Raw genomic sequence first — 21,951 nt, forward strand, 5'->3', positions numbered from 1 at the left:
GCACACGCCAAGGCTGAGCATGCAACTCAAACGAATCTGGGGCCTAGCCCTCCTGAGCGGGGCCTTGCTGCTGGCGGGTGTGCCCAGCCTGGCGCAACGCACCGTTGACCTGCAAGGCCACCGGGGCGCACGCGGCCTGTTGGCCGAAAACACCCTGCCCTCATTTGTCCTGGCGCTGCAAGCGGGCGTGAGCACGCTGGAGCTGGATGTGGTGGTCACGCGTGACGATGTACTGGTCATCAGCCACGACCCGGCCTTGAACCCCGACATCACCCGCGACGCGCAAGGCCGCTTTCTGCAAAGCAAAGGCCCCGACATCCGGCAGCTCACGTTTGAACAACTGCAAAGCTACGATGTCGGGCGCATCAACCCCGCCTCGCGCTACGCCCAGACTTTTTCAGCGCAAAAGGGCCAGGACGGCGTGCGCATTCCCCGGCTCAAAGACCTGTTTGAGCTCGTCAAAGCCCAGGGCTACACGCAAGTCCAATTCGCCATCGAAACCAAAATCACCCCGCAGCGCCCGGACCAAACGCCCGACCCCGAGCGCTTTGCCCAACTGCTGCTCCAAGAAGTGCGTGAGCACGGCCTGCAAGACCGGGTGCAAATCCTGTCGTTTGACTGGCGCACCCTGCAAGCTGTGCAAAAACTCGCACCCGGCATGCCCACGGTGTACCTCACAGCGCAGTTGCCCACACTGGACAACCTGGGCATCCCATCAGGCCAGCCCTCGGCCTGGACTGCGGGCTTTCAAGATGCCCAACACGGCTCGGTGCCGCGCATGATCAAAGCCGCCGGCGGCTCGCACTGGTCATCGTTCTGGCGCGAGCTCGATGCGCAAAAGGTGCGCGAGGCGCAAAGCCTGGGCCTCCAAGTGCTGGCCTGGACGGTGAACGACCGCCAGAGCATGGGCCAGATGCTGGACCTGGGGGTGGACGGCCTGGTGACAGACCGACCGGACATCGCCGCTGAGCTGCTCAAGGAACGCGGCATCCGCTGGTCCAGCCCGCGCTGAAGGGCAAGCTGAAAGGCCTGCAGCCCTCACGAGCACAGCGCCTGACACCATCGCCTGACACCAGCACCGAACTTCAGCGCTGGGCACCCGAATTGGCGTCAACGGTCGCGGTGAACCCACTGGTGGATCAGCACCGGCAGCATCAACACCAACCCCAGCAAACTGATTTTCAGGCCCGGCGCAATCAGGCACAGGGCACCGATGGCGCACAGGGCGCGTTCCCAACGGTTCATCACGGTCATCAGGTAACCACTGAGGGCCGCAGCCAGCGCCACGATGCCCAGCACACAACCGGTGAAGGTGATGGCAAAGTCGGCCCAGGTGAAGCCCTTGGCCACCAGCAGCAAGGAGGGCGAGAACACAAACACAAAGGGCACCAGCACTTTGGCCAGCCCCAAACGGAAGGCCATGTTGCCGGTTTTGAACGGGTCACCCCCGGCCATGCCCGCCGCCGCATAAGCGGCCAGCGCCACCGGCGGCGTGATGTCGGCCAGCACGCCGTAATAAAACACAAAGAAGTGGGCCACCAAAGGCTCCACACCCAGCTGCACCAAAGTGGGTGCGGCCACCGTGACCATGATGATGTAGTTGGCCGTGGTCGGTATACCGCAGCCCATCAAGATGCAGACGATGCCCGTCATGAACAGCGCGGCCAGCAGCGTCAAGGACTTGCTGTCGGCCATGAAAGCGGGTAACCAGTCCATCAAGAAAGCCGAGATCATCTGCGCCCAGCCGGTGATGATGAAGCTGATCTTGAAACCCACACCTGTGAGCGTGACCACACCAATCACAATGCCCACCGTGGCCGCCGCAGCGCCCACCGCCAGCGCGTACTTGGCCCCGGTTTCAAAGGCCTCCAGCAGCACGGCATTGTCAATGCGACCCACCAGGCCTAGCCACTTTTGCCCGGCCCAAATCAAAGCCACACCCAGCGCCAAAAAGCCCAGCTTGATGGTCTCGCCGTCGCTGCCCCAGTCCACAAACGCCACCAGCGCCAGCAGCACATGCAGCACCACCAGCATGAACCAGTTGGTGCTGCGGTTGCCCCACACCGTGGTGCTCAGGCCCACGATCATGCAAGACGTGATGCCGGTGAACGCTGCCAAATAAGGCGTGCGGCCCGACACCAAAATAGCGATCAGCAGGGCCAGTGGAATCAAGGTCGGCCAGCGCTGCTTGAAGGACTCGCGCAGCTTGGGCATTTCCTCTTCGGTCAGACCACGCAAGCCATAGCGCTTGGCCTCGAAGTGCACCTGCATGAACACGCCAAAGAAGTGCATGAAGGCCGGCACAATGGCCGCCGCGATGATGGTCTGGTAGGACACGTTCAAAAACTCGACCATCAAAAACGCCGCCGCGCCCAACACGGGCGGCGTGATCTGCCCGCCTGTGGACGATGCGGCCTCGACCGCGCCCGCAAATTCGCGCTTGTAACCCACTTTGATCATGGCCGGAATGGTGAGCGAGCCCACCGTGACCGCATTGGCCACCGAAGAACCGCTGAGCGTGCCGAACATGGCCGAACCAAACACACTGACCTTGGCCGGACCACCGGCATAACGCCCAGCCACGGTGGAGGCAATGTCCAGAAACAGCTGCCCCAAACCAATGCGCGTGGCCAACACGCCAAACAGCACAAAGTGGAAAACATAAGTCGCCACCACGCCAACAGCCACGCCATAAATGCCTTGACTCGTCAGGTACTGGTGGTTGATCATCTGGCTCCAGCTCGCGCCCGCGTGCTTGAGCAAACCCGGGAAATACGGCCCGGTCAAGGCATAGGCCGTGAAGCCCAGCGCGATCAAAGGCAAGGGCCAGCCCATGGAGCGGCGGGTGGCCTCGAGCAAGGTGACAAACAGGACCGAGCCCATGACCACGTCCATCGTGTCCGGGTTGCCTACCCGAAAGGCCAGGTCGTCAAACACGTAAGGGATGTACATCACGCTGGCCGCGCAGGCCAGGCCCAACAGCCAGTCGATCAGTGGCACACCGCCAATGCTCAGGCGGCTTTTGGACACGGTGCTGCTGGCGTCTGACTTGGTCGCCGCAAACACCAAAAAAATCAACCCCAGCACAAAGGCCAGGTGAACACCCCGGTGGGTGGTCTCGCGCAGCAGACCAAAACCGGCTGTGTAGAAATGGAAACCCGACAAGATGATGAGCAGCCATTTCACGATCACCGTGGCGGGCGGCAGCGTGGGCCGAAAGCGCATTTCGGGGTCGAACTTTTCTTCGAGTTCCTGCAAATTGCGCACATTGCGCTCGAGGGCTTCGGCCATACCTGTCCTTCACAACACAAAGCCCTTGTGGGCCTTGTTCACAACACACAGGGCGCCGTGGCGCCCTGTTCAAACATCATCGCCCACCGCGTGGGCTTGCAGCAAAAACGGCTTGGCGATCAGGCCCGTGTGAACCCCACACTGGGCCTGATGCGCCCCGCATCACTTGATCAGACCGGCTTCCTTGTAGAACCGCTCGGCACCGGGGTGGAAAGGAATGCCCACACCCTTGACCGCGTTCTCCTTGGTGATGAACTTGCCTTTGGCGTGGCCTGCAGCCAGGGTGTCCTGAGCGGCTTTGCCATACAGGGCCTTGGTGATCTGGTACACGGTTTCCGCGTCGGCCTTGGCACTGGTCACCCACTGAGCGCCCATGGCCATGGTCTGCACGGCGGGCACGTCCTTGTAAGTGCCTGCAGCGATCGTGTCCACGGCCAGATAAGGATTGGTCTTGCGCAAAGCATCGGCCTGGGGGCCGGCCAAAGGCACCAGCTCGATGCCGGTGCCGCTCGATGCCAACTCGGCAATCGCGCCAGCGGGTGCACCGCCCACAAAGAAGAAGGCATCGAGTGCGCCGTCTTTGAGCTTGTCACCGGCCTGGTTGGGCTTGATGTACTCGGGCTTGATGTCGCTTTCTTTCACGCCATAAGCGGCCAGCACAATGCGGGCATTGACCAAAGTGCCGGAACCGGGCTCGTCCAGCGCCACGCGCTTGCCCTTGAGGTCAGACACCGACTTGATGCCCGAGCCCTTTTTGACCACCAGGTGAATGCTCTCGGGGTAGAGGTTGGCGATCATGCGCAGGTCGGTGACCTTGGGCTTGCCTTCGTAAACGCCGGTGCCGGTGTAGGCCCAGGTGGCCACATCCGACTGCGAGAAACCCGACTCCAAAGCACCACCGGCCACGCCGTTGACGTTGGCCACAGAACCGTTGGTGGCCTGGGCTGTGGCGACGATCTTGCCGGGCTGGCTGACCGCGTTGGCGATCATGCCGCCGACGGGGTAATACGTGCCTGCCGTGCCGCCTGTACCGATGCGAAAAAATTGTTGCGCTTGCACAGGCGCAGCGATGGCCGCAGCCAGACCCAGAACCATAAACAGTTGACGACGCTTCATGATGAATCCTTTTTTTGCCGATCAGCGAGTTCTCAGCGGTTGAAAAAAACACAGCCGCAGGTGTATCACATCTTGTCGCTTTTGCTGCCCCGAAAGTGACGGCCTAAGGGTAGACTCTGATATCGATCCCCCTAGGCAAGGCAGTGGGAGACGTTTTTCAGCCAAAGGGGGCAGTCAATGCATGTGTGTGTCATGGGCGCGGGGATTGTGGGCCTGAGCACGGCCTATGCGCTCACGCAAAGAGGCCACCGTGTCACAGTCATTGACCAGGCCGAAGCGGGCCGGGGCGCCAGCGGCGGCAACGGGGCCCAACTGAGCTACGCCTATGTTCAACCCATGGCCGACCCCGGCATCTGGGCCCAATTGCCCAAGTTGCTGCTCTCGCCCTCCTCGGCCCTCAAAATCCGGCCGCAATGGGACCCGGCGCAATGGTCCTGGCTGCTGCAATTTTTAAAGGCCTGCAACACCACCCAGTCTCAGAGCACCACGGCGCAACTGCTGCGCCTGGCCGCCCAAAGCCGCGCCACCCTCGACCTTTGGCGCACGCAAGAAACGCTGGATTTTGATTTCTCCAGCAGCGGCAAGCTGGTGATGTTCCGCTCAGTCGCCGCTTTTGAGGGGGCTCGCCAACAATTGGCTTTGCAGCAGCGCTTAGGCGGGGCACCACAACAGGCGGTGTCCAGCGACGAAGCCTGCGCCATCGAGCCGGCCTTGGCCCCGCGCCGTGATGCCTTTGCAGGCGGCATCTACACCGACAGCGAATGCGCCGCCGACTGCCTCAAACTGTGCCAGTCACTGGTGCAGATTTTGTCGGCTCGGGGGGTGCAATGGTGCATGGGTCAAGCGGTGGAGCGGCTGATCGTGCGTGAGGATCGGTTGCAAGCGGTGCAACTGCGCAACGGCCAGGACATCACAGCTGACGCCTTTGTGCTGAGCACCGGCCACAGCGCCCCGGCACTGGCGGCGCAGGTGGGCATCCGCTTGCCCATTTACCCCCTCAAGGGCTACAGCATCACCGTCAACACCGACGGCCCCAGCCTCGCCCCACGGGTCAGCATCACCGACAGCGCCCGCAAAGTGGTCTTTGCCCGTTTGGGCGATCGCCTGCGTGTGGCGGGCATGGTCGAATTGGTTGGCCGCGACACCCGCGTGATTCAACAGCGCATCGACAGTTTGCAGCACGACACACAGGACTTGTTTGGCGACTGCTCACGCTGGCACGATGTGCAGCCCTGGACCGGCATGCGCCCGGCCACCCCCACTGGCCTGCCCATCTTGGGCCGGCAAGCGAAAGGACCGAGCAACCTGTGGCTCAACGCGGGCCACGGCGGCTTGGGCTTCACGCTGGCGGCCGGTTCGGCCGACATCGTGGCCCAAGCCATCACCGGCCCCTGAAAAAACCGCGCCAGGTTTTATTTCTCTTCGCTGGCAATCAGGCGGTAGGACACCGCACCCAGCACCGCGCCCACAATCGGGGCCAGCCAGAAGAGCCACAACTGCGCCACGGCCCAGTCACCCACGTACAGAGCCACCCCTGTGCTGCGGGCGGGGTTGACCGAGGTGTTGGTCACCGGGATGCTGATCAGGTGAATCAGCGTCAGGGCCAAGCCAATGGCAATGGGTGCAAAGCCAGCAGGCGCACGCTTGTCGGTGGCCCCCAGAATGATGATCAAGAAGAACATGGTCATCACCACTTCGGTCAGCAAAGCCGCCATCATCGAATAACCGCCGGGCGAATGTGCGCCAAAGCCATTCGAAGCAAAGCCCTTGCTCACGTCAAAACCGGCCGCGCCACTGGCGATCAGGTACAAAACGCCACCGGCCACAATGCCGCCCAAAACCTGCGCCACGATGTAGGGCAAAAGCTGATTGGCCGGGAAACGACCACCGGCCCACAAACCGATGGACACCGCCGGGTTCAGGTGGCAACCCGAGATGTGGCCAATGGCAAAGGCCATGGTCAACACCGTCAGGCCAAAGGCCAAGGACACGCCATGCAGGCCGATGCCCACCTCCGGAAATGCAGCGGCCAAAACGGCGCTGCCGCAACCGCCCAGCACCAGCCAGAAGGTCCCCAAAAATTCGGCTCCATAACGTTTCATGTTCTTTTTCCCTTGTGTTGTTGAATGTGAAAAACTCGCCTTGTCAGGCGCCGGTCAGTTTACTGAGCGCAAGCAAACAAATGAGCTCAAAGAGTTATAAATTTGTTTCATTGTGAAACTTTAAAAACTCACTTTTTTCCACATCCAACGCTTTATGATCAGACGCCATTGCGGGGGCAGGAACAGGGCTTGAGTGCCAAATACCCGGCGTCCGGGTGATAACCCCTAGGCAGACTCCGCCCCAGAGCCTTGCGAGGAATCGTTGAAAGCGTTAAGGTCAAAAGATACTAATGGACCTCTTGATGTACCTCAATTTACCGGGCCTGCACTTCAACCCGTTGAAGGCACATGCAAGCGCCTTGCTCACACTCATGTCGTCATTGGGACAACGCCTGAGCGGCTTTCAGGCCAAGTCCAACAGCACCGACAACTTCAACACTCAGGACGAGTGCAAAAAGTCCCTGACCGAGGTCATCGAGACCCAGATCATTCCGCGCCTGGTGCAGGCGCACCGGGTGGCGCTGGCCGAAGTGGACCCCACCACGCAAGGCCCTGGCATCTCACCCAAACAACTGGCCACGTTTGTGGCCCTGAGCAAATCCAGCCAGGCCAGCGAGACCACACAATTCATCGACGAGCTGCTGCACCAGGGCATCACCACCGACCGGATCTTTCTGGAACTGATCGCCCCGGCCGCGCGTCAGCTGGGCCTGATGTGGGAGCAAGACCTGTGCGACTTCACCGAAGTCACTTGTGGCCTGGTGCGCATGCACGAGATCACGCACCGCCTGGGCTTCGAATACCAAAACGGCCCGCAACTGGGCGGCGATGTGCAGCGCATCATGCTGGCCTCGGCCCCCGGCTCGCAGCATTTTTTGGGCATGACCATCGTGTCCGACTTTTTCCGCAAAGCCGGCTGGGACGTGGTCATCGAAATCTCCCTGTCAGAAAAAGAGCTGGTGCACGCGGTCAGCAACGAATGGTTTGACGTGATTGGCATCTCGTGTGCCACCGAAGCGCAACTCAAGAACCTGCCGGGCCTGATCCGCGCCCTCAAGGCCGCATCGGGCAACCCCGAGCCCGGCGTGCTGCTGGGCGGTCCCATCTTCACCGTGCAATCCCACGAGGCCCGCAGCTTGGGTGCCGACGGCATTTGCGTGGACGTGAAAGAGGCCGTGGCGCTGGCCGCATCCTTTCGCTCTGGCAACAGCCCGGTGGCACGGGCCTGAAGACTGCACGGGTCTGTCATGAACGGTCTCCAGAAACTGTCTGGCGGACCCAGCAGCGCCCCACTGAACCCCGCCGACGTGTCCGCTGTGATCGGCATGGCCTGGCAAGACGACACGCCGTTCGAAGCCATGGCCTTGCAATTTGGTTTGAGCGAAGCCCAGGTCATTGACCTGATGCGCGAGCACCTCAAAGCCCGGTCTTTCCGGGTCTGGCGCATGCGGGTGCGGGGTCGTGCCAGTAAACACCAGGCCTTGCAAAAAGCCCAAACCCGCACAAGGACTCACAACACGGCAAACACCTCAGCCCTGTGGGCACCAGGCCCACAAGATGCCCTCAGCGAGTCAGACCCCATGGCCCTGCCCATGACGGGTGTGACGGCCAGCTCTTTGCGCTGACGCGAACTTTCAAGCCCTGCGCCGCGAGCCCGACACCGGGCTTTGGTGGGCCGCTGACGATTGCGCCCCTTGGTGAATCTCGGCCGATTGACCGGCCAGCGCTTCGTGGGTGTCCGATGCACCGCTGCCCGACCGCTCAAAGCCTGACGCCTGCGGCAGCATGGCCTGCAGCACCGACTGCACCTGCTGCAAACGCGGGTCCTGGGCGTGCGCATCGTCGGTGGTGTCGTTGATGCAAAAAAAGTCGAGCGAGCCGAACTCTGCCCCCAAGGCCTGCAGCTGCGCCTGCTGATCGGCGTCCCCCGTGGACACATGGCGGTGGCGGTAGGTGCGCATCTGCGCCAGGCCATGCGCCAGCGCCCAACGCAGCACAAAGTCCGACACGATGGTGGGCTTGTCCCAGCTGCGAAACACCGTCGAGCGCACCCCCGCAAACAACTCGGGCGCCGTACCCTCCAGCTCCTGCAGCATCGAGCGCCGCATGGGCCGGGGCGAATGGGCAAAGGTGCGGAAGGTGCTCTGGTACAGCGGGTCTTGCGCCCGCAGCCACTCGATCGACAAGCGGCAAGCGTTCTCCAAAGAGGTCGCGTCCATGCGCATGGCCTCGTCGGTGACCAGTGGCTCGTCGGACCAGGTCAGGTAAAAACCATCGGGTGTGAACCAGTCGGCCGGGCTCAAAGGTGCGCCCAAAAACACATCGTCGTTGAAGTAGAAATAGCGCTCGGACAAACCCGGAATGTGGTGAATCCACGATTCGATGTGGCCCGAATCGAAGGTGGGCAAGGAAGACTCGGGCATCAGCTCGCGGTGGTCCACCAGCGTCAGCCGGTCCGAGGGGCGCAGCCAGTCTGGGGCCTGCGCATCGGTCACGATGTACACATGGCCGTGCTGCGGAAAAAACTTCTCGAGCGCCCGCAGGCTGTAGCGCAGTTCGTGGTTGTCCCGAAAGCGGCCCTCCACATTGCTGTAACGCGCCATGGCCGCGCCCGTGTCGTGGGGCAGTTGCGCCAAAGCCGCCTCGCGCTTGGCCCGCCAACTCGAATCGTTGCCGTCCACCCACAAATAAACCACGTCAATCGGCTCGTCTGTGAGGGGGGTCATGCCAGCGTGCGCTGGGTCTGTCGGCACTGGGATGGAGGTGCGGGCAGTAGAGGGGCTTGAATTTTTCAAGCGCATAGTCTATCAGCGACACCGGGCGCGTTTTTAATACCCACCCCGGTGCCCGGGCTACAGGCCCCAAGGGCCTGCCCAACACACATCACAAAGGCTACAGGCTCCATCGATCAGGTGGAGTGCCAGAAATCGGGCGCTGTTCGCTTCACGCCAGAATCTTCGTATTCAAGACATGCCTGCAGACGCACTCATCCCGTGTGCCAAAATGAAGCCATGCCCACCCCAGCTGCACCAATCAAAGTCACCGCTCCAAAGCCGCCCGGCCAGGGGTCTAGCAGCGCTGCGGCCATTCCAGCCATAGATGCCATTGCGCAGTTGCCGCAAATCCGACAAGCCTTGAACGCGGTGGGCGGTTTGCGGTTGGCCATTGTTTTCGGGTCCTGCGCCAAAGGCCAGGCCAGACCTGACAGCGACCTCGACATCGCCTTGGCCTTTGACCAAGCCATGAGCGTGCAGCAACACATCGCGCTGATCGAAGCCCTGACGCTGGCCACGGGCCGTCCGATTGACCTGATCGACCTGCGCAACGTGGGCGAACCCTTGCTGGGCCAAATCATGCAACACGGCGTGCGCATTCTGGGCAGCGATGTGCTGCACGCGCAATACATGACACGACACGTCATGAACGCCGCCGACTTCATGCCCTACCAGGCCCGCATACTGCAAGAAAGAAGGCAGGCATGGATCCACAAGTGATCGACCAAAAAATCGAATCATTGCGCCGTTGCCTGGTGCGCATTGAATCCAAACAGCCTTTTGATGCCGATCAACTGGCCGATGACTTTGACCTGCAAGACATCGTCTCACTCAACCTGACCCGCGCCGTTCAGATGGCAGTGGACCTTGGCGCTCACATCGCAGCCAGTCAAAATCAGCCAGGTCCGGCCACCATGGCCGAAACCTTCGAGCAGCTCCATGGCATGGGTGTCATCACCGCCGATCTGGCGATGCAACTCAAAAAGTCCGTCGGTTTCCGCAACATTGCAGTGCACAACTACAGCACCATCAATTGGCAAGTGGTCCACGCCATCATTGCGGGCCATTTGGACGACTTCAAGGACTTTGCGCGTGCAGTGAGCCTGTGGCAGGCCGGGCCATCGCGCCAAGGCAAAACCTGAGCAACACCTTAGCCCATCACCGGCACCACTCACACAGGGTGCACCTGCAACAGCCACAGCAGCGCACTGAGCGAGAAGAACGACAGCACCGTGGTCACCAGCAAGGCTGCAGCGCTCACCGTACCGTGGCCGTGGCGCTGGTTCAAGATGGTGAAGATGCCCAGCATGGGCATGGCCCCGGTGAGCAAGGCGGCGGCCCGCAAAGCCGGGTCTTCAATCGGCACCAACCACACCAGCACCGCCCACATGGCCAGCGGATGCAGCACCAGTTTGCCCAGCGCGATGGGCAGCACCGTGCCCTGCAAGCCCCGCGCCTGCAAACCCACCAGTGAGCCACCAATCACAAACAGCGACAGCACCGCACTGGACTGCGCAAACAAATCAACGGTGCGCCCCACAGGCGCAGGCATCTGCAGGCCCGACAGCGAAAACGCAAAACCCGCCACCACGCCCCAAATCATGGGGTTGCGCAGCACGTTTTTGGCGGTCTGCAGCAACACGCTTTTCCACTGACCGGGTCGGCCCTGCGCGTCGGCAATGGCCAGCAGCAAAGGCAAGAGCAAAAAGTTTTCGACCACCATGTTCAGGGCCAAGGCCACCCCCGCCACCGGGCCAAACGACAACAAAATGATGGGGTAACCCACAAAGCCGCTGTTCGGGCAAGACATGCCCATGGCCATCATGCTGCTGTAACTCAGGCTCTGGCCCAACACCTTTCGCGCCCACCACAGACCCAAACCCATCACCAGCAACGAGCCCAGGGCATAAGCGAGCAAATAGTTCAGGTTCAGGATCTCGGCCACGCTGCGCTGCGACAGCGCGTTGAACAGCAGCGCAGGCAAAGCCAGCTGCAAGGTGAAGCGCCCAAACACCTGCATCTCGGCCTTGGCAAACAGCCCCATGCGGGTGCACACATAGCCCAAGGCAATGGTCAGGTAAATCGGGACGGTGATGCCCAGAATGTTCAAGGTCGTGTTCATGGTTGGCTAGCGCTTCGAGTGTTTCACAAGCTGGCGCGATTTTTATCTGCTCACAAAAAGAAACTGTCTTGAAACTTTTGTATGCATTTTTTGTGTATGCTGCGGCTGAAAATTCTTACAAAAAATACAAAAAACGGTTGCAAGCAGATGCCTCTCGCGAAAAAAAATTTACCCTCCCCATCCACACCGAAACCACCCAAAGCAAACAAAAAACAACTGGCTCCAACAGCCTTGATGCTTTCACTCCTGCTTTTGGGGCATCAGACAGTCCACTCCCAAACCTTATCCGAATCCGCTGCACGCGCCATCGAAGCCCAACGCCGATCCACCGAACGCGAGGAACAACTGCGAAAGCAATTGGAGCGCACCCCTCACGTCCACCTGCAAAAAGAAGAAGAAGACAAAAGTGGCCTTCTGAACCTCAACGAAACGCCCTGCTTTGTCATACAAAGCCTTGAGCTGAAGGGACTGGACGCCCTCGATGGACTGAACTTGCAACGACGCTTGTCGCAAGCCATCGCCCAACCAGACGCACCCATTGGGCAATGCTTGGGGGTCCAAGGCATTCAAATTCTGGTGGGACGACTTCAAAACGCGCTTGTTGCGCATGGCTACATCACGTCTCAAGTCAATGTTGGGCCACAAAACATCAACACCGGCCACTTGCAACTGGAAATTGTGCCCGGTCGTCTGGGCCAAAAGAGGCTCCAACAAGAAAACCCCAAAATTTCTTTGCGCAATGTCCTGCCCTTGAATCCAGGTGACACCGTCAACCTCAGACACGTCGAGCAAGCCCTCGAAAACCTCAAACGCATCCCCAGCGCCGAAGCAGACATACAAATCGAGCCAGGACAAGAGCCAGGACTCAGTGACTTGGTCATCGACTGGAAACAAAGCTCACCCTACCGCTGGGGGCTCACGCTCGACGACAGCGGCACACGCAGCACAGGCAAGATACAGGGCTCGGCCACCCTCCATATAGACAACCCCCTTGGCTTGAGCGATCTGCTGTATCTGACCTTGACTCACAGCCTTGCTGCGGCCGACCCCGGCCCCAGAGGGACAAAGGGTTACACAGCACACTACAGCCTGCCATGGCACTGGTGGACATTCAGCGCCACCCTCAGCGACAACCGTTACCACCAAAGCATCGCGGGAGCGTTTCAAAACTACATCTACTCGGGCACCACCCAGAACATCGAACTGAAGGCCAACCGCATCGTGCAGCGGGACAGCCTGGGCAAAACGTCTTTCGGCATCAAAGCATTCCAGCGCGCATCGCGCAACTTCATCGAGGACACAGAAGTCGAAGTGCAGCGCCGAACTGTGGGCGGCTTTGAAGCCACTTTGGGGCATCAGCGCAAATGGGGGCAAGGCAGCATCCAGGCGCAGCTGAACTACAAGCGCGGCACCGGAGCCTTTGGCTCCCTGAACCCACCCGAAGAGGCCTTTGGTGAAGGCACTTCCAGGATGCAGATCCTCAGCGCAGACGCCAGCGTTGAAGCGCCCTTTCAGCTGGGGTCTCAAAAATTAACCTACAACGGCAGCTGGCGCGCGCAAAACAACCGCACCATTCTGTCCTCCCAAGACCAATTCAGCATTGGCGGCAGACACACCGTCAGAGGCTTTGACGGTCTGAACGTACTCAGCGCCGAGCGCGGGTGGACATGGCGCAACGAACTGGTGGCCCCCTTGGGTCAGAGTGGGCAAAAAATTTACCTCGCCATTGACCATGGCCGCGTGTCTGGCCCCAGTGCGGCCAAGGTGCAAAACCAACACCTGACCGGCAGTGCCATTGGACTCCGAGGCCAAATCGGCCCCCTGCAATTCGATGTCTTTGCAGGTCGCCCCCTTCAAAAACCCGACAACCTCCAAACATCCCGGCAAGTTGCAGGCTTTGCCATCAGCGCCAACTTTTAAAGAGCACACAGCATGAACCGCACCGCTTACCGCATCATTTTCAACGCCTGCCGTGGTCAACTCATGGCCGTGGCCGAAACAGCCTCTGGCCACACGTCGTCAGGCAGCGGCCAAACCCGGTCCAATGCCATCAAACAGACACTGACCTCACACCCAGAAAGCGTGAGCGCCAGGATCAACAGCCTCCAATGGGCCATCTGGACAGCACTAGGTTCGGTCATCTTGGTAGGTTTCAGCGAACAAAGTGCGCATGCACAAAGCACGGTAAAAGCTGCGCAGTTGACTGCAACGCGCATCGTGGCAGACCCCACAGCCTCTGGTCAACAACAAGCCACGGTTCTCAAGACTGGCAATGGCACGGTACAAGTCAACATCCAGACACCCAGCAGCGCAGGCGTATCACGCAACACCTTCAGCCAATTTGATGTGGGCAGCAACGGCGTGGTCATCAACAACAGCCGCACTGCAACACAGAGCGAAACCGGGGGCGCTGTACAGGCCAACCCTTGGCTGGCCAAGGGCAGTGCCCAGGTTATCCTGAACGAAGTCAACAGCCGCGACCCGAGTCAATTGCACGGCACGGTTGAAGTAGCAGGACAGCGCGCTGAAGTCATCATTGCCAACCCGGCAGGCATTCAAGTCAATGGCGGCACCTTCCTCAATGCCAGTCGTGTCACCTTGACCACGGGCACGCCATTGTTCAACGACAAAGGCATCAAAGGCTACAACGTCACACAGGGCCTGATCAGCATCGACGGCAAGGGACTCAATACCCTCACTGCAGACTACACCAGCATCCTCGCGCGGGCGGCACAAATCAACGCGGGCGTCTGGGCCCAGCAACTGCAGTTGGCCACCGGCCAGAACACCATTGCGACACAAGACAATGAAATCGTGGTCACCGCCACCAAAATCGACAACACACGCACGGCAGCACCACGCGTGGCACTGGATGTCACACACCTGGGGGGCATGTACGCGGGCAAAATCATGCTGATTGGCACGGAGGCTGGCCTGGGCGTCAACAATGCAGGTCTGATCCAATCCACACGCGCACCACTCACGCTCGACCACAACGGCTGGCTCACCAACAGCGGCACTTTTTACAGCCAAAAAGACACCCACATCGCCACACAAGGACAGATCACCCACAGTGGCACCATCGCGGCCCAAGGTGCTGTCCAGGTGCAATCGAAAGCCGAGCGCAAAGACGGTGAAGCCGCCATCCACGGCACATCCCGCAGCCTGATCGCATCCGGCCTCCAAGGTGACGGCACATTTGTCCAAGGCGGCGCGATCAGGTTGAACACCAACGGCAACATCCAACTCAACGGCCAACTCACCAGCCTTGACGACATTCAAGTCCATGGTGCGCGAATTGACGCCACAGGAAGTCAGTGGGCCGGTCAACAAATCGCCCTGAACACGCAACTGCCCGTTGTCGGGGGTGGCGCTAGCACAGCCGCAGACACGGGCATCAACACCACCTCGGCAACCCTGGTGGCAAGTCAACGCCTGGAATTGACAACTGCACAAACACTGCGCACAGACCAGGCCACAATCAGTGCACCCCAGCTGCAAATTTCTGCAAACAACTTGAGCAACCGCCAAGGCAGCATCAAACAAACCGGACCAACCCCATTGGCCCTGACATTGCCTGGGTCCATTGACAACACCGGGGGCAACATCGCCAGCAACAGCAACCGCCTTGACATCGCGGCAGATCGCCTGACCAACGACGGCGGCGTCATCCAACATGCAGGCAGCGATCTGCTCAAAATCCAAACCCCACACCTGCAAAATTTGGGCGGCAACATCAGCACCGCAGGCAATGGCCAGCTCAATACCGCCAAGCTCGATAACAGCGGCATGGTGTATGCACTGAAAAACCTGGATCTGCAAGTCACGGGTGAGCTTAAAAACACCAGCCCACGGGGCGTGATTGCAGCGAAAGGCAACACAGAAATTCATGCTCAAAACATTGTTCACGGCCAAGGCAGCACCATCGCAGCGGGCATCGGTTTGGACGGCCAAGTCGTACGCCCAGCCAACACTGACAGCGCCCAACTGAAACTCACCACAACGGGGGATCAGCAACTCAAAGGCAACATCTTCGCTGCAGGCAACACCCATTTGACAGCTCAAAACATTGGCATCGATGGCCAACTCATGTCGGGCGGCGCACTCGATGTTGCATCCAGAGGCAACATTCACCTCAACGGCAGCAGCCAAAGTGGGGGCAATAGCCAATTCAAGGCCGGCCAAAACATCCACCAAACAGGCAGCATGACCAGTGGCGGCAATACAGACATGCAAGGCCAGGCCCTGATGCTTGGCGGCAACAGCCGCACCACGGGTAACAGCACCCTCAAGGGCACCCACATATCACTCACTGGCAACTACAACACATCCGCTCACCTCGACATCAACAGCTCAGATGAGTTGCACATCTCGGGTGAGCTGACCAGTGGCGGCAACGCCAACATGCAAGGCCAAGCCCTGATCCTTTCAGGCAATACCCGAATTGGCGGCAACAGCACACTCAAAGGCGACAATATTTCGCTCAGTGGCACCTACAGAGGTACGGGCAACCTTGACATCAACAGCACCGGTGGACTGAGCCTTGGCGGTTTCGTCCACTCGGGGGGCAATGCCAGCCTTTTTGCAAGCCAACACATTGGCATATCCGGCCACTTCATCACCAACGGCGCATTGCTCACAGGCAGCAACACATTTTCATTGAACACCGATGCCCAAATGACTGTGGGCCAAAATGCAAACATCACAGCCAACAAAAGTGTTGCCATCCTGGGCAATGCGACCGCTGGGGGCATGGTCAGCATGAAAAGTGAAGAGTTCGATCTCAGCGGTGGCATTGACGCTGCGGCCACGGAACTCAGGGGCAAAAACATCACACTTGGAACAGCGGGCAGCACCTACAGCGTGCGCGGCAGCTTTGGCCTGGACATGACAGGCACTGTCACCCTGCGTGGCGGCCTGAGTGCGACGGACAATTTGGCAATCGTTGCAGGGACCAGTGCCACATTTGGTGGTGACGTGACCGCTGGCAACAACCTGAGTGTCAACGCTGGTGGCGACATCCACATAGCAGGAAATTCCAAGGCGACTGGCTCTGCACAGATCAATGCCAGCGGCAACACCACCATCACCGGGCAGTTCAGCGGCTCGGACATCATGGCGAACGGTAAAAATTTAAGCATCCATGGCCCTGTTGTCAGCAGCAAACAGGCAACACTCAGCGCAACTGAAAACATCCAGCTGGACAGCTCAGTCAACAGCCAAGGTACCCTCACCCTGCAAGCGGGTGGCAACATCAACGCACAAAAAAGCGTCACCGCCAATGGCCTGCAATCCAACAGCCAAAACCTCAACATTGGCGCAGACCTGACCAGCAACGGCCAAACCCACATCACCACCCAAAAAGACACCCTCGTTGTCGGCAACATCCAAAGCCAAGGTACCCTCACCCTGCAAGCGGGTGGCAACATCACCGCACAAAAGAGCATCAACGCCGCAAGCGTGCAGTCCAACAGCCAAAACCTCCACATCGGCGCAGACCTGACCAGCAAGGGCCAGACCCAAACCAACACCCAAAAAGACACCCTCGTTGTCGGCGACATCCAAAGCCAGGGCGCCCTCACCATGCAAGCGGGTGGCAACATCAACGCCCAAAAGAGCGTCACAGCCGCAAGCGTGCAGACCAACAGCCAAAACCTCAACATCGGCGCAGACCTGACCAGCAAGGGCCAGACCCAAACCAACACCCAAAAAGACACCCTCGTTGCTGGCGATATCAACAGCCAAGGTGCCCTCACCATGCAAGCGGGTGGCAACATCACCGCACAAAAGAGCGTCACCGCCGCAAGCGTGCAGACCAACAGCCAAAACCTCAACATCGGCGCAGACCTGAGCAGCGGTGGCCAGACCAGGCTGGGCACCACCCAAAAAATCCAGATTGGCGGCCAACTCAACAGCCAAGGTGGTTTGTTGGTCCGCGCTGGTGACAACGTCGACATCGGAAAAGGCATCGCCGCAGGCGCCATCGACCTCAAAGGCCAAAACGTCACCGTTGGCAACACCATGACATCGGCGGGTGGCCTGCTGGCTGACACCGCCAGCTTGCAAGTGGGCGGCGACATCCAAAGCGGCCAAGACATGCGCATCAAGGCCCACACAGGCGGCGTCACAGCCAAAACCATCGTCAGCCTGCAAAACCTTGACCTCAATGCCCAAGGCCCCATCACCACCGACAACATCAGCGCCAAGCAAAGCGCTCAAGTTCAAAGCCAATCCAAGGTCGGCAGCGACACCATCGTCTCCGGTGGCCCACTCCTTCTTGTGGCTCAAAGCGACATCACGGCCAAGCACATTTACTCGGGCGGCACACTCACAGCGCAAACACAGGGCAACCTCCAAGCGCAAACTGTCCAATCCGAAGGGCAACTGACACTCAATGCCGCCCAAAACATCAACATACAAGACCGATTGGCCACCAACTCTCAAATGAGCGTGAAAGCCGGACAAAACCTCAACGTCCAGGGCAGCACCCAATCCGGCGATCGCATGAAGATCGAGGCCAAAGACATCCGCTTGAACGGGCAAGTCCTCAGCGGCGCTGACAGCACCATGGATGCCACCAATGGCCATGTCCACTTTGGCTCGACCTATGCCAGCCACAGTGCCGCCAACGTGACGGGCCAATGCATCACCCTGCAAGGCGCACAAAGCCAGGGAAACATGAGCCTGCAGTCCAACGGCTGCGGCATCGTCAGCAGTGCCAGCATCATCGCCAACGGCAACTTGACTGCCCGCAGCGACACCCACATCACGGTCAACGGCCACATCGCCAGCGGTGGCAACATGCAACTCCAAGCGGGCACCACCCTTTTGAGCAGCGGCATGATCGTCAGCGGCCTGACCGGGGCCAACACCGCCTCGCAAAACATGCGCATCAACGCTGGCGGCGATCTACAAGCCCAACACATCCAAAGCCGTGGCCACATGCAAGTCCAAAGTGAAGGCCACATCCACACCGGTGCCATGTCTGCACTGGGCAACCTGCAAGCCCAGGCCCAGGACGACATTCTGGCCACACACGGCATCAGCGGCCAAAACGTTCAAGTCACCAGCCAGACAGGCCACATTGGCACCACCCGCATCGTCACGCGTGGCCATCTGGACCTGCAAGCGGCGCAAAACATTGAAGCCACCGACATTCTGGTCGGCAACCACACCCCTGGCAGCGCAACGGCCAACGCCACCATCCAGGCGGGCGGCCACATCCTGGCGCAAGGCAGCGTACAAAGCACCGGCCACTACACGGCATTGGCGGGCACGGATTACCAAGTCCAAGGCGACACGCTCATCCGGGGGCACGGCCAAATCACGGCAGGCGACAACATCAGCCATCTGGGCCAAGTCCAAGCGGGTGCAGGCCTGCAAGAAACCGCAGGCCAGGACATTTGGCACACCGGCCAAACCCTGGTCCGTGGCGACCTCCAACTCCAAAGCGGCGGATCACAAAGTTTTGGCTTCTCGACGTCACGCGCCCAAACATCCGCGCCTGCAGGCATCGTCGCCACGGGCAGCATGGTCAGCAACGCTGGCAGCCACATCCAGGTGGCCGGCCAACTGCTGGCCAATGGCAGCATCACACTCACTGCAGGTCAACCTGGTGCGCCAGCAGCGGGCAGCGCAGACATCCGCATCGGCAGCCATGTGGCCAGCGCCGGCGATGTGAAACTCCACGCCACAGGCAGCATGGACCTGCTGGGCAACGCCCAAATGGCCAACGGCCACTTCACCGCAGACACCGGCAGCCTGCGCGTGGCCGGAGACCTGGAAGCGCAAAACAAGGTCCAACTCAAGGCGCACCAAGACATCGACTTGGGTGGCCAAACCTTTGTGCGCAGCGACCTGTCAGCCCTGAGCGAGGCTGGCAGCATCCGATTTGCAGACCGCTTGCAAGTCGGCGACAACACCACACTGCACGCGCACCAAGACCTGGACCTGGCAGGCCCCACCCTCTTGCTGGGCCATGCCCACATGCGTGCGACCACCGGCAGCCTCAACAACCACGGCCCCCTTCAAGTGGGCCAAACACTGGTGGTCGACAACACCGCTCACTTCAACAACCAAAGCACCCTCCAAAGCGTGGGTGGCATCAACGTCCGAGCCGACCGCATCACCAGCAACACCACCGGGCAAGGCGGCCTGACATCGGGCCAGAACATGCAACTGACGGCCAGGGACAGCCTGCACCTGGGCGGTCTGGGCCAATTCACAGCCGTCAAAAACATCACCACCAGCGCCCAAACCAGCGCCACCCAAGCCGGGCAACTGCAAGCAGGCCAGGCCTACACACACAGCGGCGCAGGGCTCAGCAACAGCGGCACACTCAACGCCGACCAAGTGGCCATCCAGACATCCCTGAGCAACAGTGGCGGCGTCTACGGCAACACCATTGGTGCGGGCGACACCAGCAACAGCGGCTCCATCGTGGGCGGCAGCATCGGCCTGGGTGCCACCAGCAACGGCGGCACCATCCAAGGCAGCAGCATCGCCCTGGGCAGCACCACCAACAGCGGCCGCATCTCCTCATTGGGCAGCGTCAACATCACCGGCGACGTCAACAACAGCGCCGAGCTCGGTGCTGCAGCCAACCTGACCGTCTTCGCCGGTGGCGGCACCATCAGCAACACCGGTCAAATGACCGGCTCCAGCGTCAACTTGCAAGGCAAAGACCTCACCAACGCCGGACAAGTCCAAGCCACCGGTGCGCTCGACGTCAACATGAGCGGCAGCATCAGCAACACCCTGAGCGAAGGCAAAACCTGCATTGCAGGCCCGGCCATCTGCAGCCAGCAAGCCGGTGCCCGCCCTCTGACCGACACCGACTATCGCTGGAGCCAAAGCAGCGGCACGCTCTACGCTGGCGGCGCCATGAGCCTGAGCACCGCCACCTTGAACAACCAAGGCACCATCAACAGCCAAGGCAGCATGACCATTGCGGCCAGCACCAGCCTGAACAACACCCGCAGCACCAACGACCTGCTCACCGCCAGCAACGCAGGCGCCGCCAAGCCCAGCGCCTCCAGCGCCATCATCGCCTCCGGTAGCAGCATGACGCTCAGCGGCGGCACCTTGAGCAACAGCGGCGGCCAAATCACGGCCACCGGCCAATTGAGCGCCACCTTCAGCGGTGCCATCACCTCCAGCGCCCCCGCTGCCCCCGGCGGCGACCTCAACCCCGTGGTGCAAGGCAGCCAACTCACCCTCACGGGCCAAAGCATCACCAACCAAGGCCAAATGATCGCCACCGGCGGCAACGCCACCCTCACCGCCAGCGGCGGGGCCATCACCAACAGCGGATCCGCCACCAACACGCCCCTGTTGGCCGCCACCGGCAGCATGACCGCCACCGCCAGCGGCGGCGCCATCACCAACGGCAAAGGTGCCTCCTTGCTCGGTGGCAGCGCCGTTACCCTCACGGGCGACAGCTTCACCAATTCGGGCACCGTCTATGGCACCGGCGGCGCAGCGCCCACCGTCACCATCACCTCCAGCGGTGCCTTCAGCAACAGCGCCACCGGTGCCGTCGTGGCGGGCAGCCAGCTCAACATCAACGCAGCCAGCTACAGCAACCAAGGCAGCGTGGGCAGCCAAGGCAATGTGGCCGTCACAGGCGTCTCAGGCTTTGACCCCGTCTCCGACAACATCATCGCCTCGGGCACGCTTGACCTGGGCAGCGCCAACCTCACCGTGGCACAAGGCAAAGGCTGGAGCAGTGGTGCATCTCACGTCACCTGGGGCACCCTCACCAACTACGGTCACGTTTACATCGCCGGCAGCGTCACCGGCAATGTCGTCAACAACTACACTGGCAAAACCACCCGCAGTGGCAAACCCAATATGGGCGATTTGGCGGGCAGCTATTTTTACGACGCGGCCCCTGTTTTTAACTTTGGAGAAAAATTCACCATCAACAGCCAAGTAGAACACCTCTACGACGATGTGCAGCACCGCGCCGTCTTCATCGCGGGCGGTGTCAATGGCAACATCACCAACAACGCCAGCGACGTGGGCGGCGGTGGGGGCTACACGGCCGTGACCGTGCCTCAAACCATCACCTGGAAAGTCAATGTCACCGAGCGCATTGATCCACCAGCAGGCGCCCCAGAGGGAACTCAACCCGAATACGTCACCTACGACCGCTTCGAAACGCGGCCCAGTAAAAGCCTCCCCCGCGCCAAAGGCGAACCTGGCTCGGTCTTCACCCTGACAGGCCCCGAAACAGGCACCATCGTGGGCAGCAGCTTCACCATCAAAGGCGGTGACCTCACCCTGAACAACAGCAGCGCCCAAGCGCCCAACACCGCCGCTGGCACCCAAGTCGCCACCGGCACCGCCAGCGACGTGAACAAGGCCAGCACCCAAACGACCACACAGTCCGAGCAAGCCCAGCGCAACCTGGACCACCAAACCACTGATTCTGCGCAGACCCAAAGCACGCCAGGTCTGGACAAGCAAGCCCCGCAAACCTTCACCCCCGGCCAAGCAGCACCCCTGCCCGACACCAATACCAACACTGGCACAGGCTCAGGCT

At 60.5% G+C, this 21,951-nt stretch carries 13 protein-coding genes and 1 pseudogene; 9 read left to right on the plus strand and 5 right to left on the minus strand.

Annotated elements, in window-relative coordinates:
- The first annotated feature begins 19 nt into the window (after positions 1–19).
- Positions 20–1,012, plus strand: coding sequence for a glycerophosphodiester phosphodiesterase (locus tag QZ190_RS18040; RefSeq protein ID WP_291919234.1), 993 nt, complete (start codon positions 20–22; stop codon positions 1,010–1,012).
- 98 nt (positions 1,013–1,110) lie between these two features.
- On the opposite strand, the gene QZ190_RS18045 is transcribed toward QZ190_RS18040, so the two are convergent.
- Together QZ190_RS18045 and QZ190_RS18050 are read right to left on the minus strand one after the other, a co-directional pair.
- Positions 1,111–3,291 carry a TRAP transporter permease gene (locus QZ190_RS18045; RefSeq protein WP_291919236.1) on the minus strand — a complete coding sequence of 727 codons (2,181 nt, stop codon included), beginning with the start codon at positions 3,289–3,291 and terminating at the stop codon, positions 1,111–1,113.
- Positions 3,292–3,453: 162 nt separating this feature from the next.
- Positions 3,454–4,407, minus strand: coding sequence for a TAXI family TRAP transporter solute-binding subunit (locus tag QZ190_RS18050; RefSeq protein WP_291919237.1), 954 nt, complete (start codon positions 4,405–4,407; stop codon positions 3,454–3,456).
- A 177-nt stretch (positions 4,408–4,584) separates the two neighbouring features.
- Here QZ190_RS18050 and QZ190_RS18055 point away from each other — a divergent pair, with 177 nt between their 5' ends.
- Positions 4,585–5,802 (plus strand): D-amino acid dehydrogenase, encoded by a 1,218-nt coding sequence (locus QZ190_RS18055; RefSeq protein WP_291919240.1) that lies wholly within the window; start codon positions 4,585–4,587, stop codon positions 5,800–5,802.
- Positions 5,803–5,819: 17 nt separating this feature from the next.
- Here the strand turns inward: QZ190_RS18055 and aqpZ are convergent, their stop codons facing one another.
- Complete coding sequence (gene aqpZ, locus QZ190_RS18060; protein WP_291919241.1) at positions 5,820–6,509, minus strand: aquaporin Z; 690 nt, start codon at positions 6,507–6,509, stop codon at positions 5,820–5,822.
- A 302-nt stretch (positions 6,510–6,811) separates the two neighbouring features.
- Here aqpZ and QZ190_RS18065 point away from each other — a divergent pair, with 302 nt between their 5' ends.
- Both QZ190_RS18065 and QZ190_RS18070 read left to right on the plus strand, forming a co-directional pair.
- Positions 6,812–7,738 carry a B12-binding domain-containing protein gene (locus QZ190_RS18065; protein ID WP_291919243.1) on the plus strand — a complete coding sequence of 309 codons (927 nt, stop codon included), beginning with the start codon at positions 6,812–6,814 and terminating at the stop codon, positions 7,736–7,738.
- An 18-nt stretch (positions 7,739–7,756) separates the two neighbouring features.
- Positions 7,757–8,134 carry a TIGR03643 family protein gene (locus QZ190_RS18070; RefSeq protein ID WP_291919245.1) on the plus strand — a complete coding sequence of 126 codons (378 nt, stop codon included), beginning with the start codon at positions 7,757–7,759 and terminating at the stop codon, positions 8,132–8,134.
- 9 nt (positions 8,135–8,143) lie between these two features.
- Here QZ190_RS18070 and QZ190_RS18075 read toward each other — a convergent pair whose 3' ends face one another.
- A complete protein-coding gene (locus QZ190_RS18075; RefSeq protein WP_291919247.1) occupies positions 8,144–9,235 on the minus strand; it encodes a Stealth CR1 domain-containing protein in 1,092 nt (363 codons plus the stop codon).
- Positions 9,236–9,520: 285 nt separating this feature from the next.
- Between QZ190_RS18075 and QZ190_RS18080 the strand changes: the two genes are divergently transcribed.
- Both QZ190_RS18080 and QZ190_RS18085 read left to right on the plus strand, forming a co-directional pair.
- Positions 9,521–10,003: a nucleotidyltransferase family protein gene (locus QZ190_RS18080; RefSeq protein WP_291919249.1), complete on the plus strand. Its 483-nt coding sequence runs from the start codon at positions 9,521–9,523 to the stop codon at positions 10,001–10,003.
- Positions 9,988–10,425 carry a DUF86 domain-containing protein gene (locus tag QZ190_RS18085; protein WP_291919251.1) on the plus strand — a complete coding sequence of 146 codons (438 nt, stop codon included), beginning with the start codon at positions 9,988–9,990 and terminating at the stop codon, positions 10,423–10,425. Before QZ190_RS18080 ends, QZ190_RS18085 begins: the two co-directional genes overlap by 16 nt.
- Before the next feature lie 29 nt (positions 10,426–10,454).
- Here the strand turns inward: QZ190_RS18085 and QZ190_RS18090 are convergent, their stop codons facing one another.
- Positions 10,455–11,405 carry an AEC family transporter gene (locus QZ190_RS18090; RefSeq protein ID WP_291919254.1) on the minus strand — a complete coding sequence of 317 codons (951 nt, stop codon included), beginning with the start codon at positions 11,403–11,405 and terminating at the stop codon, positions 10,455–10,457.
- 234 nt (positions 11,406–11,639) lie between these two features.
- Here QZ190_RS18090 and QZ190_RS18160 point away from each other — a divergent pair.
- From QZ190_RS18160 to QZ190_RS18105, 3 genes and pseudogenes are all read left to right on the plus strand, one after another.
- Positions 11,640–12,032, plus strand: a pseudogene (locus tag QZ190_RS18160) (POTRA domain-containing protein); the annotation flags it as partial.
- A gap of 123 nt (positions 12,033–12,155) precedes the next feature.
- Positions 12,156–13,325, plus strand: a complete 1,170-nt coding sequence (locus tag QZ190_RS18100) for a ShlB/FhaC/HecB family hemolysin secretion/activation protein (protein ID WP_367114252.1) — start codon at positions 12,156–12,158, stop codon at positions 13,323–13,325.
- Between the two features lie 12 nt (positions 13,326–13,337).
- Positions 13,338–21,951: filamentous hemagglutinin N-terminal domain-containing protein (locus tag QZ190_RS18105; RefSeq protein WP_291919256.1), on the plus strand; the 8,614-nt coding region annotated here is incomplete at its 3' end.

Origin of the sequence: Limnohabitans sp. (assembly GCF_017848645.1) — a bacterium.
In the GTDB taxonomy this organism is placed as follows: domain Bacteria; phylum Pseudomonadota; class Gammaproteobacteria; order Burkholderiales; family Burkholderiaceae_C; genus Limnohabitans_A.